21 protein-coding genes are annotated in these 17800 nt (G+C 69.1%); 8 read left to right on the top strand and 13 right to left on the bottom strand.

Annotated elements, in window-relative coordinates; genetic code table 11:
• The first annotated feature begins 19 nt into the window (after positions 1–19).
• Positions 20–1732: a SulP family inorganic anion transporter gene (locus A6B37_RS09965; RefSeq protein WP_181390971.1), complete on the top strand. Its 1713-nt coding sequence runs from the start codon at positions 20–22 to the stop codon at positions 1730–1732.
• Here the strand turns inward: A6B37_RS09965 and A6B37_RS09960 are convergent.
• From A6B37_RS09960 to A6B37_RS09940, 5 genes are all read right to left on the bottom strand, one after another.
• Positions 1692–2888 (bottom strand): acetate kinase, encoded by a 1197-nt coding sequence (locus A6B37_RS09960; RefSeq protein WP_111825656.1) that lies wholly within the window; start codon positions 2886–2888, stop codon positions 1692–1694. The genes A6B37_RS09965 and A6B37_RS09960 overlap by 41 nt on opposite strands.
• 55 nt (positions 2889–2943) lie before the next feature.
• The gene (locus A6B37_RS09955) at positions 2944–3888 is read right to left on the bottom strand and encodes a phosphate acetyltransferase (RefSeq protein WP_168202164.1); all 945 of its coding nucleotides are present in this window, start codon (positions 3886–3888) and stop codon (positions 2944–2946) included.
• Positions 3885–6278 carry a DUF3141 domain-containing protein gene (locus A6B37_RS09950; protein WP_111825655.1) on the bottom strand — a complete coding sequence of 798 codons (2394 nt, stop codon included), beginning with the start codon at positions 6276–6278 and terminating at the stop codon, positions 3885–3887. Before A6B37_RS09950 ends, A6B37_RS09955 begins: the two co-directional genes overlap by 4 nt.
• 186 nt (positions 6279–6464) lie before the next feature.
• The gene (gene yfcF, locus A6B37_RS09945) at positions 6465–7100 is read right to left on the bottom strand and encodes a glutathione transferase (RefSeq protein ID WP_102773677.1); all 636 of its coding nucleotides are present in this window, start codon (positions 7098–7100) and stop codon (positions 6465–6467) included.
• Positions 7101–7139: 39 nt separating this feature from the next.
• On the bottom strand, positions 7140–7469 hold the full coding sequence (locus A6B37_RS09940; RefSeq protein ID WP_102773676.1) for a DHCW motif cupin fold protein: 330 nt from the start codon (positions 7467–7469) through the stop codon (positions 7140–7142).
• 195 nt (positions 7470–7664) lie between these two features.
• Between A6B37_RS09940 and A6B37_RS09935 the strand changes: the two genes are divergently transcribed.
• The 4 genes from A6B37_RS09935 to A6B37_RS09920 all read left to right on the top strand — a co-directional run bounded on the left by A6B37_RS09935 (position 7665) and on the right by A6B37_RS09920 (position 10044).
• Positions 7665–8606 carry a DnaJ C-terminal domain-containing protein gene (locus tag A6B37_RS09935; RefSeq protein ID WP_102773675.1) on the top strand — a complete coding sequence of 314 codons (942 nt, stop codon included), beginning with the start codon at positions 7665–7667 and terminating at the stop codon, positions 8604–8606.
• Between the two features lie 2 nt (positions 8607–8608).
• Positions 8609–8926, top strand: a complete 318-nt coding sequence (locus A6B37_RS09930; RefSeq protein ID WP_102773674.1) for a chaperone modulator CbpM — start codon at positions 8609–8611, stop codon at positions 8924–8926.
• 63 nt (positions 8927–8989) lie between these two features.
• On the top strand, positions 8990–9700 hold the full coding sequence (locus A6B37_RS09925) for an AzlC family ABC transporter permease (RefSeq protein WP_246842441.1): 711 nt from the start codon (positions 8990–8992) through the stop codon (positions 9698–9700).
• Positions 9697–10044 (top strand): AzlD domain-containing protein, encoded by a 348-nt coding sequence (locus A6B37_RS09920; RefSeq protein WP_111825653.1) that lies wholly within the window; start codon positions 9697–9699, stop codon positions 10042–10044. Before A6B37_RS09925 ends, A6B37_RS09920 begins: the two co-directional genes overlap by 4 nt.
• A 132-nt stretch (positions 10045–10176) precedes the next feature.
• Here A6B37_RS09920 and A6B37_RS09915 read toward each other — a convergent pair whose 3' ends face one another.
• The 3 genes from A6B37_RS09915 to A6B37_RS09910 form a co-directional block, all read right to left on the bottom strand.
• Positions 10177–11652, bottom strand: a complete 1476-nt coding sequence (locus A6B37_RS09915; RefSeq protein WP_102773671.1) for an inorganic phosphate transporter — start codon at positions 11650–11652, stop codon at positions 10177–10179.
• Positions 11653–11860: 208 nt separating this feature from the next.
• A complete protein-coding gene (locus tag A6B37_RS26295) occupies positions 11861–11986 on the bottom strand; it encodes a hypothetical protein (protein ID WP_281492758.1) in 126 nt (41 codons plus the stop codon).
• Positions 11987–12000: 14 nt separating this feature from the next.
• Positions 12001–13125, bottom strand: coding sequence for a D-alanyl-lipoteichoic acid biosynthesis protein DltD (locus A6B37_RS09910; protein ID WP_111825652.1), 1125 nt, complete (start codon positions 13123–13125; stop codon positions 12001–12003).
• Positions 13126–13278: 153 nt separating this feature from the next.
• On the opposite strand from A6B37_RS09910, the gene mog reads away from it, so the two are divergent.
• The 3 genes from mog to A6B37_RS09895 all read left to right on the top strand — a co-directional run bounded on the left by mog (position 13279) and on the right by A6B37_RS09895 (position 15178).
• Positions 13279–13896 (top strand): molybdopterin adenylyltransferase, encoded by a 618-nt coding sequence (mog, locus tag A6B37_RS09905; RefSeq protein ID WP_111825651.1) that lies wholly within the window; start codon positions 13279–13281, stop codon positions 13894–13896.
• Between the two features lie 71 nt (positions 13897–13967).
• Complete coding sequence (locus A6B37_RS09900; protein WP_102773668.1) at positions 13968–14306, top strand: hypothetical protein; 339 nt, start codon at positions 13968–13970, stop codon at positions 14304–14306.
• A gap of 5 nt (positions 14307–14311) precedes the next feature.
• On the top strand, positions 14312–15178 hold the full coding sequence (locus tag A6B37_RS09895; protein WP_102773667.1) for a peptidoglycan DD-metalloendopeptidase family protein: 867 nt from the start codon (positions 14312–14314) through the stop codon (positions 15176–15178).
• Between the two features lie 13 nt (positions 15179–15191).
• Here the strand turns inward: A6B37_RS09895 and A6B37_RS09890 are convergent, their stop codons facing one another.
• The 5 genes from A6B37_RS09890 to A6B37_RS09870 form a co-directional block, all read right to left on the bottom strand.
• On the bottom strand, positions 15192–15479 hold the full coding sequence (locus A6B37_RS09890; protein WP_102773666.1) for a hypothetical protein: 288 nt from the start codon (positions 15477–15479) through the stop codon (positions 15192–15194).
• Between the two features lie 157 nt (positions 15480–15636).
• Positions 15637–15906 (bottom strand): translation initiation factor IF-1, encoded by a 270-nt coding sequence (gene infA / locus A6B37_RS09885; RefSeq protein WP_102773665.1) that lies wholly within the window; start codon positions 15904–15906, stop codon positions 15637–15639.
• A gap of 504 nt (positions 15907–16410) precedes the next feature.
• Positions 16411–16950, bottom strand: coding sequence for an SRPBCC family protein (locus tag A6B37_RS09880; protein WP_111825650.1), 540 nt, complete (start codon positions 16948–16950; stop codon positions 16411–16413).
• Positions 16943–17308, bottom strand: a complete 366-nt coding sequence (locus A6B37_RS09875) for a metalloregulator ArsR/SmtB family transcription factor (protein ID WP_111825649.1) — start codon at positions 17306–17308, stop codon at positions 16943–16945. Before A6B37_RS09875 ends, A6B37_RS09880 begins: the two co-directional genes overlap by 8 nt.
• A gap of 53 nt (positions 17309–17361) precedes the next feature.
• Positions 17362–17793 (bottom strand): GFA family protein, encoded by a 432-nt coding sequence (locus A6B37_RS09870; RefSeq protein WP_102773662.1) that lies wholly within the window; start codon positions 17791–17793, stop codon positions 17362–17364.
• Between the last annotated feature and the right edge of the window lie 7 nt (positions 17794–17800).

Raw genomic sequence — 17800 nt, 5'->3', positions numbered from 1 at the left:
TTGCCGTCATTGCGCCGCCATGATCCTCCGCCTGTTTCCCGGCCTGAACAACCTCCGCGGCCTCACCCGGGAATCGGCGCGGCGCGACGCCATGGCCGGCCTGAGCGTGGCGGCGGTGGCGCTGCCGGTGGGGCTGGCCTACGCGGCCATGATGGGCGTGCCGCCCGTGGCCGGCCTGTGGGCCGCCATCGCGGGCATGCTGGGCTACGCGGTCTTCGGATCGTCGCGCACGCTCATCGTCGGGCCCGACACCGCCACCTGCACGCTGATCGCCGCCACGCTTACCGGCATGGCGCTCAGCACCCCCGAAGATCGCCTGGTGGCCGCCACCGGCATCGCGCTGACGGTGGGCGTGGGCTGCCTGATCGCGCGCGTGCTGCGCCTGGGCGTGCTGGCCAACCTGCTGTCGCGGCCGGTGCTGATCGGCTATATGGCGGGCGTGGCGGTCACGCTGGCCCTTTCGCAGCTCAGCGGCCTGACGGGCGTGGGCCTGCGCAACAGCGGCCTGGTGCATCCTTTCCTGGAGCTGTCGCGGCGCCTGCCGGAGGTCCGGATTCCCACGCTCATCCTGGGCGTGCTTTCATGCGTGCTGCTGGTGGCGCTCAAGCGCTGGCGGCCGGGCTGGCCCGGCCCCATCATGCTGGTGGCGGGCTCCTGCCTGCTGTCCTGGCTGTTCGACTTTCCCTCGCTGGGCATCGCCGTGGTCGGCGACGTGCCCGCCGGTCTGCCGGCGCTCAGCCTGCCGCTGCGGCTGGAGGGCGTGGACGGCATCCTGATGGGCGCGGCCGGGGTGCTGGTGGTGAGCTTTTCCAGCGGCATCGTCACGGCCCGCAGCTTCGCCGCGCGCACCGGCGAACACATCGACCCCAACCGCGAGCTGGTGGGCTTTGGCGCGGCCAACGTGGCCGCCGGCCTGTTCCAGGGCTTCGTGGTGACCGGCGCCGACTCGCGCACCGCGGTCGGGCTGGTGGCCGGCGGCTCGTCGCCGCTGGTCAGCATCAGCGCCGCGGCGGCGCTGGCGGTGGTGGTGGGGCTGTTGAGCGCGCCGCTGTACTGGCTGCCGCAGGCGGTGCTGTCGGCCATCCTGCTGCTGGCCGCGGTCAGCCTGTTCGACGGCCAGGCCTTCATGCGCCTGGCGCGCATTTCGCGCATCGAGCTGGCCTTCGGCATCCTGGCGGCCGTGGGCGTGATCGGCTTCGGCGTGCTGCAGGGCGTGGCGGTTTCGGTGGGCGCCACGCTGCTGTACGCCATGTACGTGTCGGGCAATCCCCGCGACGCGCTGCTGGGGCGGCTGCCCGGCGAATCGGTGCTGGGCAAGCTGCACCTGAACCCCGACGCCCAGCCGGTGCCGGGCACGGTGGTGTGGCTGTTCGAATCGTCCGTGTGGTTCTTCAACGCCGACGCGTTCCGCCGGCGCGCCCGCGAAGTGATGGACCAGGCCGCCGGCGCGCAGTGGTTCGTGCTGGACGCCGAGGCGATGACCCAGGCCGACGCCGACGCGGTCGAGGCGCTGTACGAACTCAAGCGCGAGCTGGACGCGCGCGGCATGACGCTGCTGATCGCCGGCGGACACGGCCAGTTCCGCACGGCGCTGGAGCGTTCCGGCCTGGTCAGGAAGATCGGCCGCGACAAGATCTTCGGCAGCCCCGAGCAGGCGGTCGACGCGATCGAGCGCTGGCGCCGGCCGGCGCCTAACGCTGGCGCAGCAGCGCCAGCGTGTGCTGGGCAATGATCAGTTCTTCGTTGGTGCGCACGACGTAGACGCCGATGGGGCTGTCGTCGCTGGAGATGCGCGGGCCGTGGCGGGCGTTGCGTTCGGGGTCCAGCCTGATGCCCAGCCAGCCCCAGTGCGCGCTGATCGCCTGGCGGATCTCGGCGGAGTTCTCGCCCACGCCGGCGGTGAAGACGATGGCGTCCACGCCGTTCATGGCGCAGGCCAGGCCGATCATGCCTTCGGCCACGCGCCATGCGAAATACTGCAGCGCCATCCTGGCCGACGGCGCTTCGCTGGCCAGCAGTTCGCGCATGTCGTTGCTGATGCCGGACAGCCCCTTCATGCCGCAGTCGTAGTACAGCATGTGCTCGATCTCGTCGTGGCTCATGCCTTGTTCCATCATCCACAGCACCACGCCGGCGTCCAGCCGGCCCGGACGCGTGCCCATGGGCAGCCCTTCGAGCGCGGTGAAGCCCATGGTGCTGTCCACGCTTTTGCCGTGGTGCATGGCGCAGGCCGACACGCCCGAGCCCAGGTGCGCGGCGATGATCCTGCCCGTGGCGATGTCGGGCAGGACCTGGCGCAGGCGCTGCGCGATGTATTCGTAGGACAGGCCATGAAAGCCGTAGCGGCGCACGCCTTCGCGGTACAGCTTTTCCGGCACCGCATAGCGGTCGGCCACGTCGGAATGGCTGCGGTGGAAGGCCGTGTCGAAGCAGGCCACCTGCGCGATCGCCGGGCGGCGCTCGCGGATCACGCGGATCGGGGCCAGGTTGTTCGGCTGGTGCAGCGGCGCCAGCGGCGCATAGGCCTCCAGCTGCGCCAGGATCTCGTCGTCGACCAGCACGGGCTCGGAGAGGTCGGGGCCGCCATGCACCACCCGATGGCCCACCGCCAGCGGCGCGCCGCCCAGATGGCCGCTCAGCCAGGTGCCCACCACTTCCTGCGCATTGGGCACGTCGGACGCGTGGCCCGGCGCGATGTCGCGCTCGACCAGCGGCTGGCCGGCCGCGTCGCGCACGCGCAGCCTGGGGCGCAGCGTGCCGATGCCCTCGATCTGGCCGCCCAGCCGCGGGGTCAGGTCCTGCTCGCCGCCGATGTCGTACAGGTAGAACTTGATGCTGGAACTGCCGGCGTTGATGACGAGAATGGTGTCGCGGGGCGTGTCGCTCATGGCGCTGTGACTCCGGGAGAGTAGGGGCGGCGGGTTTTTTTGCCGGGTTTTACCTTTACGCCAGCGGGCGGGCCTGCTGCTGGCTCAGGTGGTGCGCGTAGATGGCCGCCACCGCACAGGAAGCCAGGCGCGAGCGCGGGCTGTCGGCGCGGCTGGTCAGGATGATGGGCACGCGCGCGCCCAGCACGATGCCGGCCGCCTCGGCGTTGGCCAGGAAGGTCAGGTTCTTGGCCAGCATGTTGCCGGCTTCCAGGTCCGGCACCACCAGCACCTGCGCGATGCCGGCGACGGGGGAGCGGATGCCCTTGATGCGGGCCGCCTCGGGATTGATGGCGTTGTCCAGCGCCAGCGGGCCGTCGAGCAGGCCGCCGGTGATCTGGCCGCGGTCGGCCATCTTGCACAGCGCCGCCGCGTCGATGGTGCCGGGGATGCTGGGCGTGACCTGCTCGACCGCCGACAGGATGGCCACGCGCGGCTCGCCCAGGCCCAGGCCGTGGTGCAGGTCGATCACGTTGCGGATGATGTCGGCCTTGGTTTCGAGGTCGGGGAAGATGTTGATGGCCGCGTCGGTGATGAACAGCGGCTCGGCGTAGGTGGGCACCTCCATGATGAACGCATGGCTGATGCGCCGGCCGCTGCGCAGCCCGGTGTTGCGGGCCACGACCTCGTGCATGAGCTCGTCGGTGTGCAGGCTGCCCTTCATCAGCAGCGTGGCCTCGGCGCTGCGCACCAGCGCGACCGCCGTTTCGGCGGCCGCGTGGCTGTGCGGCGCGTCGACGATGCGGGCGTTGCCCAGGTGCAGCCCGTGCTCGGCGGCGGTAGAGCGGATCTTCAGTTCCGGCCCCACCAGGATGGGCTGCAGCAGGCCCAGGTCGCGCGCCATCAGCGCGGCCGACAGCGACGGTTCGTCGCAGGGATGGGCGATGGCGCACGGGGCCGGCGCCAGCGTCTGCGCGCGGGCGATGAGCTTGTCGTAGTGGGTGGCGGCGGGCAGGGTCATCGTGTGTTGGCCTTGGCGGATTTGCGTGCGGGGGTCTTGGCGGCGCGCTTGGCCGGCGGAGCGGCCTTGGCGGCGGTCTTCACGGCTTTCACGGCCTTCACCGCCTTGGCGGGCTTGACCGCGGCGGCCGGCGCGGCGCTGCGGGCCGAGGCCACGCGCGCCGCGGGCTTGACCGCGGGCGAGGCTTCGAGCAGGGCCTGTTCGCGCTTCCTGGCGCGTTCTTCGGCGGCCTCGAAGATGCGTTCCATCTCGCCCAGGCTGGCGCGCGCGGCCTCGCTGAGTGGCTCGGCCGCCTCCAGCACGTGCTTCATGGTGTCCAGCGTTTCGCGGATCGCGGCAGCCGGCGCGCCGTCGAGCAGACGCGGCATGGCCTGGACCGCGGCGGCCGAATCCAGCGTCATCATCAGGGCCTGGTCGCGGGTGATGTCCTTGAATTCCTGCAGGGTCAGCGCGGTGTCGGACTCGGCGCGCATCTTGCGAATGAGTGCGAAGCTGCGCTCGTCCAGGCCGCCCTCGGCGCCCGAGACGTACAGCAGCATGCGAATGGCGGCCACGCGCAGGCCGCCTTCCTGCAGCAGCGAGCACAGCTCGGCGGCGCGCTGCTCCATGAACTGCAGGTGTTCGGGCGAAACGCCGGGGTGCTTGCGCGGCGGGCCGGAGCGCGCGCCCAGCCCCGCCAGGTCTTGCACCAGGGGCGAGCCGTACACGCTCATGAAGGTGCGCTCGTCGGCCGAGTCGCGCAGCTCCTGCCAGATGTTCAGGCTGGTCTCGATCAGTTTCGAGAACATTTCCTGGGCCTGCAGGAAGGGGTTGTTGGGCGAGACCGGCTGGCGGTGTTCGCGCACCTGCTCGGCCACCTGGGCGACCGGCGCGACCAGCGGGTTGCGGTCGGAGATCAGTTCGTAGGGCAGGCGCAGCGGATGCAGGCGCTGCGCCCATTCGGCCGATTGCGGCGTGACCATGGCGCGCACCCAGGGCTGCACGAAGCTGCGGTACATGCCCAGGTTGATGTCGGAGATGCGGGCGACGGCGGCGAAGCGGCGGTCGTCTTCTTCCTTGCGGTCGACGATGGCGCGCACGTCGTCCAGCGTGCGCTGCTCGAACGACAGCACGTAGTTGCCATAGGCCAGGTCGGCGTTGGGCGTGTCGGGCGTCTTGTCGGCGATTTCGGCCTGGTAGATGCCCGGCGGCAGCACGTCGATCATGTCGATGTTGGAGGTGAACTCCAGGTGCTCCTTGCAGGCCACGCTGCCGGACACGAAGATGCCCAGGTGGCCGATGCTTTCATGCACGGCGTAGACGATGGTCTGGCCGTGGGCCAGCACCTCGGCCTCGTTCTGGTACAGGTCGGGAATCCAGCCCAGCGCCTGCGGCGGGGGCGTGATGTTGTCGCCCTTGGAGCAGAACACCACGATGGGCGAACGGATGTTGCGCAGGTCGATGCGGATGCCGTCGGAAGTCACCAGGCCGGCGGTGGCCAGCCGGTTGCCGACGAACAGGTTGTCGACGATGTACTGGATCTCGGGGCCGTTCAGGAAGACGTGGCCGCCCCACCATTTCTCGAAGCTGAGGTAGCGCGGGGACTCGGTGTCCACCTTGGAATACAGGTTGTACTGCTTGGACCACAGCGTGTTGGCCGGATTCAGGTTCTCGAAGTTCTGCACCAGCCAGGCGCCGTCGAACATGCCGTTGCCCAGGTCGCTGGTCAGCGCGGTGAGCCAGCTGCCGCCCAGCAGGCCGCCGGCGTAGCGCATGGGATTCATGCCGCGCCAGCCGGCCCAGTACGACAGCGGCGCGCCGGCCACGATGATGGGGCCGAACAGCTCGGGACGCACCGCCGCGGTCATCATGATCTGCCAGCCCGCCTGGCAATTGGCGACCACCACCGGCTTGCCCTCGGCGTCGGGGTGCAGCGCGATGATTTCTTCCAGGAAGCGGGCCTCGGCCATCATCACGTCTTCGACGGTCTGGCTGGGCATGGGCTGCGGCAGGAAGGTGGCGAAATAGCAGGGATGCCCGGCGCGCACCGCCACGCCGATTTCGCTCTGGGGCTTGAAGCCGCCGATGCCCGGGCCATGCCCGGCGCGCGGGTCCACCACCAGGAAGGGGCGCTTGATGGGGTCGGTTTCGACGCCGGCCGGCGGCTTGATGCGCAGCAGGCCGTAATTGACGGGACGCGGCAGGCAGCGGCCGTCCAGCACCAGCTCGGATTCCATGCTCAGCACGTTGGGCGCGCGCTTGGCCATGTGTTCGTGATACTGGTTGCCGCGCTGGCGCATCACGTCGGCGTAGAGCACGCCGCGCTGCCAGGCGTCCACGGCGTATTCGTAGGCCGCGGCCCAGGGATTCAAGAGCGGGGCGGGGGAGCGATTGGTGTCGGAACCGGCCATGGGCGATCTCCTTTGATATCGGCGGCGACGGTCGCCGCCAGGCCGGTTCCGAGTGGAACCGGCCAGATTGACTCCCCCATTACACCGCAATGGATGTTGCATCGCAACATGAGCAAGGCTGATCGGCGTCAAACAGGCCGGAATTACCCGTCCCTTTATATCCCGCGCCGCGGCCGGCGCGCCCGATCAGGCCCGCGCCGCGGCGTTGTGTTCCAGCCAGGTCTGCACCGAGGGCCGCTGCCATTGCCCGTCGGCGTAGGCGCGCAGCGCGTCGGGCAGGTCGTCCTGGGACAGGCGCTTGAGCGTCACCGCCAGGTCGGTGTCCGCGATGCACCATTCATCGAACAGACAGGACCGGCCGCCTTCCAGCAGACAGCTCGCCACCTGGATAAGCTTGGCGGCCGCGGCATGGGCGGCGTCGGACAGCGGCTGGCCGGCGGCGCCGTAGAACACGGTTTCGGTGGGGCGCTCCTGGCGCAGCGCGGCCAGGTCGCTGCGCAGCCAGGCCTGCAGCTGGCGGGCGCGGGCGCGCGCCCGCAGCTCCTTCGGATAGAGCGCGGCATGCGCCGGCGCCGGGAAGGCTTCGTCCAGGTATTCGGCGATGGCGCTCGATTCGGTCAGGTGAAAGCCCTCGTGGGTCAGGGCGGGCACCCGCGAAGTCAGGGCGCGCGCCTGGTAGGGCTGCATGCGCTGCTCGCCCGCCTCCAGGTCGATGGGGCGGATTTCGAACGGCAGCCGTTTCTCGGTCAGCGCCACATAGGCCGACATGGCGTAGGGGCTGAGGAACAGGGAATCGACGAATAGCGTAAGCGGGGCGCCCAAGTGCGGTCTCCGGTGATATCCAAACTGATGCGGGCCGGCTCAGTCCACGATGAAGAGCCGGGCCCCGGTGGCGGTCGAGGAACGGTGCGGCTCGGCCTGGTCCGCGACCTGGTAGCTCATGCCGGGCGTCAGCACGAATTGCCGGCCGTCCTCGAGTTCGGTGTGCAGTTCGCCTTCCAGGCAGAACAGGATGTGGCCCTTGCTGCACCAGTGGTCGGCCAGGTAGCCGGGCGTGTATTCGACCATGCGCACGCGCAGGTCGCCGAAGTGCCGCGTGCGCCAGTAGGCCATGCCGGTCTCGCCGGCGTGTTCGGTGCGTTCCACCTCGGACCAGTCTGTGGTGCCGAAGGGGATATTGCTCATTTTCATGGTCGATCCTGCGTTGCGATAGGACGGTTTCACCCGGTAAAACATAAATACTACGCTAATCGCCGTCCCGGCCGCCGCGCACGATGGCTGACCGGACGCATTGAAAAATCGGTACGCAGCCCCTATCTTCTTGATATTCAAGGCCGGATTCCGGCGCGATCCGAAGGCGGCCGCAACCCTCGCAAAGGGCGGACCATGGAGTTCAAGGATTACTACGGCATTTTAGGAGTGGAGCGCGGCGCGTCCGAGGACGAGATCCGGCGCGCCTACCGCAAGCTCGCCCGCAAGTACCATCCCGACGTCAGCAAGGAAAAAGACGCCGAGACCAAGATGCGCGACGTCAACGAGGCCTACGACGTGCTGCGCGACCAGGAAAAACGGCTGGCCTACGACAATCTGGCCGCGGGCGTGTCGCCCGGAGGCGGCTTCCAGCCGCCGCCCGGCTGGGACGAGGGCTTCGAATTCCACCGCGGCGCGGCGCCCGGCGAGGAAGCCCAGTTCAGCGAATTCTTCTCGTCGCTGTTCGGCGGCCGCGCCCGCCGCGGCGGCCCGCAGCAGCAGGAATTCCGCGCGCGCGGCGAAGACCATCACGCCGCCATCGAGGTGGACCTGGAGGATGCGATCAAGGGCGCCACGCGCGACATCAGCCTGCGTTCCATGAAGATCGACGACGAAGGCCACCCGCAGATGCAGACCCGCACGCTGAGCGTGCGGATTCCCGCGGGCGTGCGCGAAGGCCAGTACATCCGGCTGGCCGGCCAGGGCATGCCCGGCTATGGCGGGGGCGAAAACGGCGACCTGTACCTGGAGATCCGCTTCAAGCCGCACCCGCGCTACCGCGCCGATGGCCGCGATCTCTACATGACGCTGCCGGTGGCGCCCTGGGAGGCCGCGCTGGGCGCCGCCGTCACGGCGCCCACGCCGGGCGGCGCGGTCGAGGTCACGATTCCGCCGGGTTCCGGCAACGGCCGCAAGCTGCGCCTGCGCGGACGCGGCATTCCGGGCGATCCGCCGGGAGACCTCTACCTGGTGCTGGACCTGGTGCTGCCGCCGGCCGACAGCGAGGCGGCCAAGGCGGCCTACCGCAGGCTGGAGCAGGAGCTGCCTTTCAACCCGCGGCGCCACATGGGGGTCTGATCATGAAGAAGCTCGTCATCACCAGCGCCACCGTCGTGGGCAAGTCGCAGCCGCTGAGCGCCGACGACCTCGCTCGCGCCTGTGGCCAGGAAGTGGAATGGATAGCCCGGCTGGTCGAGGTCGGCATCGTCAACGCCAGCGGACGCCGGCCCGCGGAATGGCGTTTCTACAGCGTGGACCTGCAGCGCGCGCTGGACGCGCGGCGGCTGGAGCGCGATTTCGGCGCCAGCCTGGACGCCGCGGCGCTGATCCTGGACCTGAGCCAGGAGGTGCGGCGCCTGAAAGCCCAGTTGCGGGTGCTGGGGGCCGACGACGTCTAGCGGGGCCGGGTAACGAGGCTCGGTAAACTACGCGCCTGCCGCAACCCATAAAAGCGAAAAAACTTGGAGACTTCATCCGCCCCGGCGCCCGCTCCCGCGGGCGCGCGCCTCGATGGCCTGAAATCCTGCCTGCCGGTCATGATCGGCTACTTTCCGGTGGCCGTGACCTTCGGCATCGCCGGCATGGCGGCCGGCCTGGCGCCGCTGCAGGTCGTGCTGATTTCGGTGCTGGTGTATGCCGGCGCCAGCCAGTTCCTGCTGCTCGCGTCCATCAAGGCCGGCACGCCCTGGCTGTGGGTGGTGGCGCTGTGCTCGCTGCTCAACGCCCGCCACCTGCTGTACGGCCCGCTGCTGTCGCGCTTTCTGCCGGCGGCGCTGCGCGACCGCCTGAAAATCGCCTTTCTGCTGACCGACGAGGTCTTCGCCACCGCCTTCAACCGCCTGCAGGGCGTCAGCCCGGCAAGCCGCCAGGCCTGGATGACGGCCCTGGGGCTGGGGGCCTGGCTGACCTGGATCGCCGGCACCGCCGTCGGCGTCTATGCCGGCGACGGGCTGGAACGCCATTACCCGATGCTGTCGCAGGTGATGCGATTCGCGCTGCCGGCGCTGTTCATGGCCCTGGTGTGCCAGAGCGCCCGGCGCGGCATGGGCCTGCCAGTGATGGCCGCGGTGGCCGCCGCCGGCGCGGTCGCCGCGCTGGGATACACCAGCACGGCCATTCTGATCGGCGCCGTCGTGGGCTGCATCGCATACCGCCTGAGGAGAACGGCATGAACGCCGACGGACTGGGTTTCTGGGCGGCGGTGGCCGCCATGGCCGTGATCACTTATCTGACCCGGGCGCTGCCCTTCATGCTGTCGGAGCGCAGCCGGCTGCTGCGCCACCTGTCGCGCGAAGGCTCGGCGCTGGCCGCGCTGGGACCGTCGCTGCTGGCGGGCATCGCCGCCGCGGTGATCGTGCCCGACCTGCTTGCCGTCGGCGAGCAGGCCGCAATTATCGGGCCTTATGCCGGCGGGCTGGTCGTCACGGCCGTGGCGGCGCGGCTGGTCAGTAACACGGGCGCGGCCGTGCTGCTGGGCATGGCGGGGTATGGGGTTTTGCTGGCGTTGGCTGGCTGATGGGCGCCGCGCGTTGGGTGGTGGGGTTCTTGGCGGGGTGATCTCGCGCTTTACCCATCCTGCGGTGTCGAATCCGTAGGATGGGTAAAGCGCGAGAGTCCTGGCGCGAGAACGCGAATTGCGAACGCGCGGTCAGCCCGCGATCTGCACGCCGACCCAGAACAGGCCGGCGGCCAGCAGCATCGAGGCCGGCAGGGTCAGCACCCAGGCCATCAGGATGTTGCGCACCGTGCTGCCGTGCAGGCCGGTGCGGTTGGCGACCATGGTGCCGGCCACGCCCGAGGACAGGACGTGGGTGGTCGACACCGGCAGGCTGAACACGTTGGCCAGGCCGATGGCGCCCATCGCGGTCAGCTGCGCGGACATGCCTTGCGCATACGTCATGCCCTGCTTGCCGATCTTCTCGCCCACCGTCAGCACCACGCGGCGCCAGCCGACCATGGTGCCCGCGCCCAGGGCCAGGGCCACCGCCACGATGACCCAGAACGGGGCGTATTCGGTGGTGGCCGTGAGGTCGGCGCGCAGGCGCTGCAGGTCGGAGCGTTCGCGCGCCGGCAGGCCTTCGATGCGCGCCACCTTCTTGGCCGTGTCGTCCAGGCACAGCAGGTAGCGGCGCACGGAGATGCGCTTGTCGGCCGGCAGGTCGACGTAGTTGGCCACGCCGTGCAGATCGGTCTGCAGGGCGGCGATGGTCGGCAGGGTCAGTTCGGGATCGCAGCGGAAGTTGGGCGGCAGCTCGGTGGTGGCGTCGTGGCGCTTGAGCGCCAGGTAATCGCCCAGCATCGCCTCGTTGCGCTGGTAGAACATCTGCAGGTGATTGGCCGCGTCGCGGGTGCGCTCGATCTGGTAGGTGGTGCTGTTGGTGTCCAGCACGAAATTGGCCGGCACGATGCCGATCAGCACCAGCATGATCAGGCCGATGCCTTTCTGCCCGTCGTTGGAGCCGTGCACGAAGCTCACGCCCATCGCCGACAGCACCAGCACCAGGCGGTTCCAGAACGGGGGGTGCTTTTTGTTGTCGATGGCGCGGCGCTGTTCCGGCGTCTTGTGCATTTTCGACAGCGGCAGCCAGCGCTTGAGCGCGAGCAACAGGCCGCCGGCCACCAGGAAGCCGGCCACCGGCGACACCACCAGCGACAGGCCGATGTCGATGGCCTTGCCCCAGTTCACGCCCTCGGCCAGCGGCAGGTCGGTGATCAGCGCATTGGCCAGGCCCACGCCCAGGATCGAGCCGATCAGTGTGTGCGAGCTGGAGGCGGGGATGCCGAAGTACCAGGTGCCCAGGTTCCAGGCGATGGCCGCGGCCAGCATGGCGAACACCATGGCCAGCCCGCGGCCGGTGTCCACGTTGATCAGCAGCTCCACCGGCAGCAGGTGCACGATGGCGTAGGCCACGCCCACGCCGCCCAGCAGCACGCCGAAGAAATTGAAAATGCCGGAAAGCACGACCGCCAGGTGCGGCGGCATGGCCTTGGTGTAGATGACGGTGGCCACGGCATTGGCCGTGTCATGAAATCCGTTGATGAATTCGAAGGCCAGGACGAATGTCAGGGCCAGCACGAGACTGAGGCCAACCCAGAAGTCTAGGCCGTGGAAGAGGTCGAACATGGAGGAGGGGAGATGTTCCGGCGAGACGCTGATTATTGCAGATTTGTGACCTGTTTCTTGTCACATTCCCATCCCAAAAATCGGGACGCACCCCAGCGGGCACACTGCTTCGTTTGAGATGACCCCATCGGGGGCACAGCGGATCCGGCTCCGCCGGTCCGCCAGTGCCGCCCCCTTGAGGGGGCCCGCGCAGCGGGTAGGGGGTGGGCTAAAACTTTGAATATTGGAATTCGATTTCTATCGGCTTGCCCAGATTGGCCGAGGTATCGGCCTGGATCAGCATGACCGCCAGCAGCCCCAGGTACAGCAGGCACAGCCACAAGGTTCTTTTCATGGGCGACTCCGTCTTCAGGGGCGAAAGGTTTCGGCGATTTTCTGGTTCACGCGCAGCCAGCCCAGCTCGCCCAGGTGCTGCACGTCGCGCAGCGTGCCCACTTCGAAGGGCGCGCCGTACATGTCCATGCAGCGCATGGCGTAGCGGCCGCAAAGCGCCGCGACCTCGCGCCGCACCGGCTCGAAGCGGTCCAGGTCCTTGAACACCAGCGGATGCAGCGGCTGCATCACGAACAGCGCGTCCACGCCGCGCCCGCGCAGCAGCGCCATCAGCGCGTCCAGCTCGCGCAGCTCGTCGCGGCCGGTCAGCGGCTGGGGCAGCCAGGCCGTCTTGCCGCCGGCCGGCACCGTCCGCAGGTACTTGCCGAAGAACTCGTCGCGCACCGCATAGGGATTGCCCGCCATCCGGGCCTGTTCGGCGTCCTGCGCCTGGCTGGCCAGGGCGTCCCAGTCCACCACCCGGGCGGCGGCGGCCGGCCCCGCGATTTCCGGCTGCGGCGCGGGCGCGGCATGGGCCGGCGTCCACAGCCCGGCCAGGCGCTGGCGCAGCACGTAGGCCTGTTCGGCCGCCATCGACCAGGCCACGCCCGCGTCGCCCTTGGCCCGCAGCCAGCGCAGCAGCTCGGCCCGGCCCTCGGGCTGGCGCAGCAGGCGCGGCAGCAGCGGATTGACGTGTTCCTTGAATTCGTCGGGGCCCAGTCCGCCGTCGCCGTCGAACCAGCCGGGCGACAGCATCACCACCACGCGCGACGCGGGCGAGAGATCGTCGGCCAGCGCCGCCAGCACCAGCTGCATGCCCAGGGACTGGAAGCCCGAATGGCCGTAGGCCAGCACCGGCATCTGCAGCTCGTCTGGCAGATAGCGGTAGGGCACGAAGCGCAGGTCGTTGCTGGTCAGCTCCGACGAACCCAGGATGACCAGGCGGTCCCCCGTGCGCAGGGCCTGGCTCAGGCGCGACAGGTTGCGGGTCTGTTCCTCCAGCGTGTTGCCCAGGTTGGGGATGTGGATGCCGGGGGCGGCGGGCGGCACGGCCTCGGCGCGCAGCGCCAGCGCGTGCAGCGCGATCCATCCGGCGGCCGCGGCGGCGGCCAGTGCCAGCGCCGCCGCCAGCGCGTGCTGCCGCAAGGTGCGTTTAGTCATGGAAGATCGCCGATCGGAGGGTAGGCGGATGTTAGCCAGCCCCGGGAAAGAATGCGATAGCATCGTTGCTGCGCGGTGCTCGTGGATTTCCATGATTGACCGCGCCACGAGCCGCATCCGCGGCGCCCATTCTGCCCATACGACGATTTCGCCATGACCGCTACCCGTATCGCCCGCAGCCACCCCGATGAACTGATCATCGGCCTGGTATCCGTTTCCGATCGCGCCTCCAGCGGCGCCTATCAGGACCAGGGATTGCCCGCGCTGCGCGAGTGGCTGGGCGGCGCGCTGGCCTCGCCGTGGCAGGCGGTCGACCGCCTGATCCCCGACGAGCCGGCCCGCATTTCCGAGACGCTGATCGAACTGGTGGACGGCTGCGGCTGCGACCTGGTGCTGACCACCGGCGGCACCGGCCCGGCGCGCCGCGACGTCACGCCGGAGGCGACGCTGGCCGTGGCCACCAAGGAAATGCCGGGCTTCGGCGAACAGATGCGCCAGATCAGCCTGCGCTTCGTGCCCACGGCGATCCTGTCGCGGCAGGTGGCCGTGATCCGGGAAACCGCCGACCACGCCGCCCTCATCGTGAACCTGCCCGGCCAGCCCAAATCCATCCGAGAAACGCTGGAAGGCCTGAAGGGCGAGGACGGCGCCGCGCTGGTGCCGGGCATCTTCGCGGCCATTCCGTATTGCATCGACCTGATCGGCGGCCCGTATTCCGAGACCCGCCCCGAGGTCGTCGCGGCCTTCCGCCCCAAATCGGCCCGCCGCTGATACCGCGCCGGCGCTGCGCTATAGTTGGCCGCGCCCGATCCCATTTTCATCCGCACGAGAGTTCCATTGCCATGAAGGTCCGTACCGTCCTGTCCCTTACCGCCCTGGCCGCCTTGACCGCCTGCGCCAACGTCAAAGACGTGCGCGAGCGCGACCCCGTGTTCTACGGTTCGACCCAGCGCACGGCGGAGGACTACACGAACTGCGTGGCCGAGGCCTGGAAGAACCTGGGCATCGAATTCGAGCGCAAGGCCGTGCGCAACGGCTTCGAGCTGGTCCAGCAGGACAGCTTCGGCGTCGAGGCGGTGCTGACCACCACCCACTGGCGCGGCAAGACCGAGGCCCGCCTGTCCACGCGCATCGCGCGGCGCGACCAGAGCATCATCGAGCCGGCGAACCTGTGCCTGTAAGCGCCATGTTCCGACGCCGCGACCTTCTGAAGCTGGGGCTGGCCGCGGCCGCCGCCGGCCTGGGCTGGCCCGCGCACGCCGTGCCGGCCGGCTATCTCACCCGCAAGCTCGACTTCCCGGTGCCCGGCGGCGTCGCCGTGCTGGGCCTGGGCGACGCCGATCAGGCCCCCGAAGTCACGTTCCAGGGGCGGCGCGTGCTGGTCGTGCGCGAGGAGGGCCGGCGCTGGATCGCCGTGGTCGGCATCGCGCTCAGCGTCAAGCCGGGCGAGCACCAGGTTTCCGTGTCCGACGCGCAGGGCCAGCGCACGCTGTCCTTCAAGGTCCGCGCCAAGGAATACGCGGCCCAGCGCATCACGCTGAAGAACCAGCGCCAGGTCGAACCCAACCCGGACGACCTCAAGCGCATCGAACGCGAACTGGCCGAGCAGAGCGCGGCCAATCGCGGCTACCGCGCCGGGGTCACGCCCAGCAACCTGCTGCTGGACCGCCCGGTCGACGGCGGCCGCCTGTCCAGCCCCTTCGGCCTGCGGCGCTTCTTCAACGGCCAGGAGCGCAATCCGCACTCGGGCCTGGATTTCGCCGTACCGGCGGGCACGCCCATCAAGGCGCCGGCGGCCGGCGTGGTCGTGCTGGTGGGGGATTACTTCTTCAATGGCAAGACGGTGTTCCTGGACCACGGCCAGGGTTTCGTCAGCATGTTCTGCCACATGTCGGCCATCGACGTGAAGGTCGGCGACGAGCTGCCGCGCGGCGGGCTGGTGGGCAAGGTGGGATCGACGGGGCGGGCGACCGGCCCGCATCTGCACTGGAACGTCAGCCTGAACGACGCCCGCGTGGACCCCGCCATCTTCATCGGGGCGTTCAAGCCCTGAGCGGGCGCGCGCCTCAGGCGGGCGCGGCCTGCAGCGCGATCTGGCCGAGCACGTGCTGGTGCATGCGCTCGGCATACTCCATCTGCTGGCGCACGTGCAGCTGCTGGGCCTGTTGCTCGTCCAGGCAGTTGTCGAATTTGGTCTTGGCCTCGGCGTAGGTCAGGCCGGTGTTGCGCAGGCTGTTGATGAACGCCTCGCGCGACTGGTTCAGCAGGCGCAGGCCTTCCTCGCCCTTGGCGTATCGCCGGCGCGCCAGGGCAAGCTCGTCAGCGGCTGCCTGCAACTGTTCTTTCAGATCCATCTTGCGTCGTGCGCGTCCCGCCCCAGGTGGCGCCTGGCGGGATCGCCATTCTTTCAGGGTGCGGCGCTGCCCGCATTACGGCATGCCGGCGGGCCGGCTTAAGGCTGGCGCCGGAAAGGCCGGGGGCGGCTGGAAGCCGCCGGCCCTGGCATCCGGCTCAGCGGCGAAACTGCTGCGGGCGGCGCTGGGCCGTGGCGGGGGCGCGCTCGTCCTTGTGGCGGAAGTTGATGCGGCCCTTGGTCAGGTCGTACGGCGACATTTCCAGGGTGACGCGGTCGCCGGCCAGGATGCGGATGCGGTGCTTGCGGATGCGGCCGGAGGCGTAGGCGCCGACTTCGATGCCGTTGTCCAGCGTGACGCGATAGCGGCTATCGGGCAGCACTTCGTCAACGATGCCATCCAGTTCGATGAGTTCTTCTTTAGCCATTTTCTACTCCTATCAATACGCGCAGCCATGCCGGCGGCATGGCTCGCCGCGGGGCGGCAAGCGCGTTGGACTCAAATTAGCAGGTCCAGCGGTTTGAACGTAAAACGTCCGGGCAGGCGCGGTAGGGGCCACGGCATCCTGGCGGATGTCTGAAATGACGGATACTCGCGCCTGGTCAGGCGAGGTGCGCGCGATGCGCGGCTTGGTCGCGGCGCCGCGCCATGCGCGCGTTGCCGGAAGAAGCGGATTGGAACGTTTGGTGCAGCGCCGGCAGGCACTGCACCCGGTGCGGCGGCGCCTCTGGCGGCGACGGGCTTGATCCTGAAGTGCCGGGCGCGTCCAGAAGGGGCCTCGCAATACTGCCCTGAGGCGTTACAGGTTCGCGACGCAGAATGACCGAAGCCCGGTTTTCGCGGAAAAATCACGGACTTATGTTACTGCAAAGCGCAATGATTAGCCAGTTTTTATCTGTTGCAGACCTGTGATAGTTGCGGCTGAACGACTTCAGGCCGCCGGGATGCGCTGCCGGTATTCCGCCTCGACCCGCCCGAGCACGGACCAGAAAGGTCCGGGTTCGCGCCCGGCGATCCGGGCCGACAGCACGCCCAGGTGCACGTGCCAGCCGCCGGCCACGTCCACCATATCGCCGCGCGAGCCCAGCTTGCGGTGCGTCAGGACCAGGCGGGTGCCCTGGTCCTGCGGCGACAGCTCGAACGTGACCTCGGACGGATGGCCGGGCGAACCGCCCCAGGTGAAGGCCAGCAGCCGCGGCGGCTCGCAGCGGGTGATGACGCCCTGCGTGGTGACGCCGTCGGCATAGGGTTTGTAGGCCTCGGGCACGGGCTCGGCCACCGAGGACAGGTCCGCGTGCACGAAACGCAGCGTCACGCCGCCGCCTTCGCGCAGTTCCATGTCGCCGCTGGCCAGCCAGCGGCCGCGTTTCTCCGATTCGGTCAGGAATGCCCAGACCTCTTCGACGCTGGCCGGCAGGATGCGGATGAAGCGGATGGAGGTGGGGTCAAGGACGACGCCGTAATCATTCATGCTGATCTCCAGAAGGCTCGGCCGGGGCGCGGCTGGCGGCGATCGCGGCTTCCAGCGCGCCCAGCCTGCCCGACCAGAATCGTTCATAAAAGCGCAGCCACTGCATGGCCTCGGCCATGGGTCCGGGATCGAGGCTGCATACGTGCGTGCGGCCGCGGATGGAGCGCCGGACCAGGCCGGCGCGCTCCAGGGCCTGCACGTGTTTGGAGGCGCCCGCAAAACTCATGCTCAAGGGGGCGGCCAGTTCGCCGATGGTCAGATCGCCTTGCGCCAGGCTGCGCAGCATGTCGCGGCGCGTGGGGTCGGCCAGCGCGCGGAACACGGCATCCAGGGCGGGAGAGGAAGTTGATTCAACCATGCGGTTGAATATAACGCCGCCCAGGCCGGAGATTCAACTGTTTGGTTGAGCTTTTATGTAACCGCCTGCGGATCGGCTTCTTCGAACGAGCCGCAGCCCTCGGGGTACTGGGGCAGGTTGTCGGTGATGTCGAACCACGGCGCCTTGCTGGAGACGTGGCAGTGCGCGGCGGGTTTGACGCCCGGGTCGTCGTCCAGCGCACCCAGCGGCAGTCCGTAGAAATCGGGCCGCTGGTCGAAGCGGCTGAGCAGCGGCGTGCCGCAGGCTTCGCAGAAGCCGCGGTAGCTGCCCGGCGATGAGCAGTACCAGGTGACGTGGTTTTCGCCGCGCGTCCAGGCGAAGTCCGTGACCCGCACCGTGGCGCGGCTGCGGAAGGCCGCGCCGTGCGACTTGCGGCACATCGTGCAGTGGCAGTTGAGGACGTCGGTGAGCGGGCCGGTGATCTCGTACGCAATGCGGCCGCACAGGCAGGAACCCTTGATCATGATGAAC

The sequence above is a fragment of the Achromobacter sp. HZ01 genome, assembly GCF_003267925.1.
Taxonomy (GTDB): domain Bacteria; phylum Pseudomonadota; class Gammaproteobacteria; order Burkholderiales; family Burkholderiaceae_B; genus Achromobacter; species Achromobacter pulmonis_A.
The sequence above is the reverse complement of the archived record's forward strand: the minus strand, read 5'-3'. Positions and strand labels throughout refer to the sequence as shown.

Coding starts and splice junctions, on each gene's coding strand:
- A6B37_RS09955 (WP_168202164.1), bottom strand. CDS start 3,888: ATGACCCTGCCCGCCGCCACCCACTACGACAAGCTCATCGCCCGCGCG.
- mog (WP_111825651.1), top strand. CDS start 13,279: ATGACCGCTACCCGTATCGCCCGCAGCCACCCCGATGAACTGATCATC.
- A6B37_RS09965 (WP_181390971.1), top strand. CDS start 20: ATGATCCTCCGCCTGTTTCCCGGCCTGAACAACCTCCGCGGCCTCACC.
- A6B37_RS09915 (WP_102773671.1), bottom strand. CDS start 11,652: ATGTTCGACCTCTTCCACGGCCTAGACTTCTGGGTTGGCCTCAGTCTC.
- infA (WP_102773665.1), bottom strand. CDS start 15,906: ATGGCTAAAGAAGAACTCATCGAACTGGATGGCATCGTTGACGAAGTG.
- A6B37_RS09870 (WP_102773662.1), bottom strand. CDS start 17,793: ATGATCAAGGGTTCCTGCCTGTGCGGCCGCATTGCGTACGAGATCACC.
- A6B37_RS26295 (WP_281492758.1), bottom strand. CDS start 11,986: ATGAAAAGAACCTTGTGGCTGTGCCTGCTGTACCTGGGGCTGCTGGCG.
- A6B37_RS09950 (WP_111825655.1), bottom strand. CDS start 6,278: ATGGCCGGTTCCGACACCAATCGCTCCCCCGCCCCGCTCTTGAATCCC.
- A6B37_RS09930 (WP_102773674.1), top strand. CDS start 8,609: ATGAAGAAGCTCGTCATCACCAGCGCCACCGTCGTGGGCAAGTCGCAG.
- A6B37_RS09920 (WP_111825653.1), top strand. CDS start 9,697: ATGAACGCCGACGGACTGGGTTTCTGGGCGGCGGTGGCCGCCATGGCC.
- A6B37_RS09960 (WP_111825656.1), bottom strand. CDS start 2,888: ATGAGCGACACGCCCCGCGACACCATTCTCGTCATCAACGCCGGCAGT.
- A6B37_RS09875 (WP_111825649.1), bottom strand. CDS start 17,308: ATGGTTGAATCAACTTCCTCTCCCGCCCTGGATGCCGTGTTCCGCGCG.
- A6B37_RS09935 (WP_102773675.1), top strand. CDS start 7,665: ATGGAGTTCAAGGATTACTACGGCATTTTAGGAGTGGAGCGCGGCGCG.
- A6B37_RS09900 (WP_102773668.1), top strand. CDS start 13,968: ATGAAGGTCCGTACCGTCCTGTCCCTTACCGCCCTGGCCGCCTTGACC.
- A6B37_RS09880 (WP_111825650.1), bottom strand. CDS start 16,950: ATGAATGATTACGGCGTCGTCCTTGACCCCACCTCCATCCGCTTCATC.
- A6B37_RS09940 (WP_102773676.1), bottom strand. CDS start 7,469: ATGAAAATGAGCAATATCCCCTTCGGCACCACAGACTGGTCCGAGGTG.
- A6B37_RS09890 (WP_102773666.1), bottom strand. CDS start 15,479: ATGGATCTGAAAGAACAGTTGCAGGCAGCCGCTGACGAGCTTGCCCTG.
- A6B37_RS09910 (WP_111825652.1), bottom strand. CDS start 13,125: ATGACTAAACGCACCTTGCGGCAGCACGCGCTGGCGGCGGCGCTGGCA.
- A6B37_RS09895 (WP_102773667.1), top strand. CDS start 14,312: ATGTTCCGACGCCGCGACCTTCTGAAGCTGGGGCTGGCCGCGGCCGCC.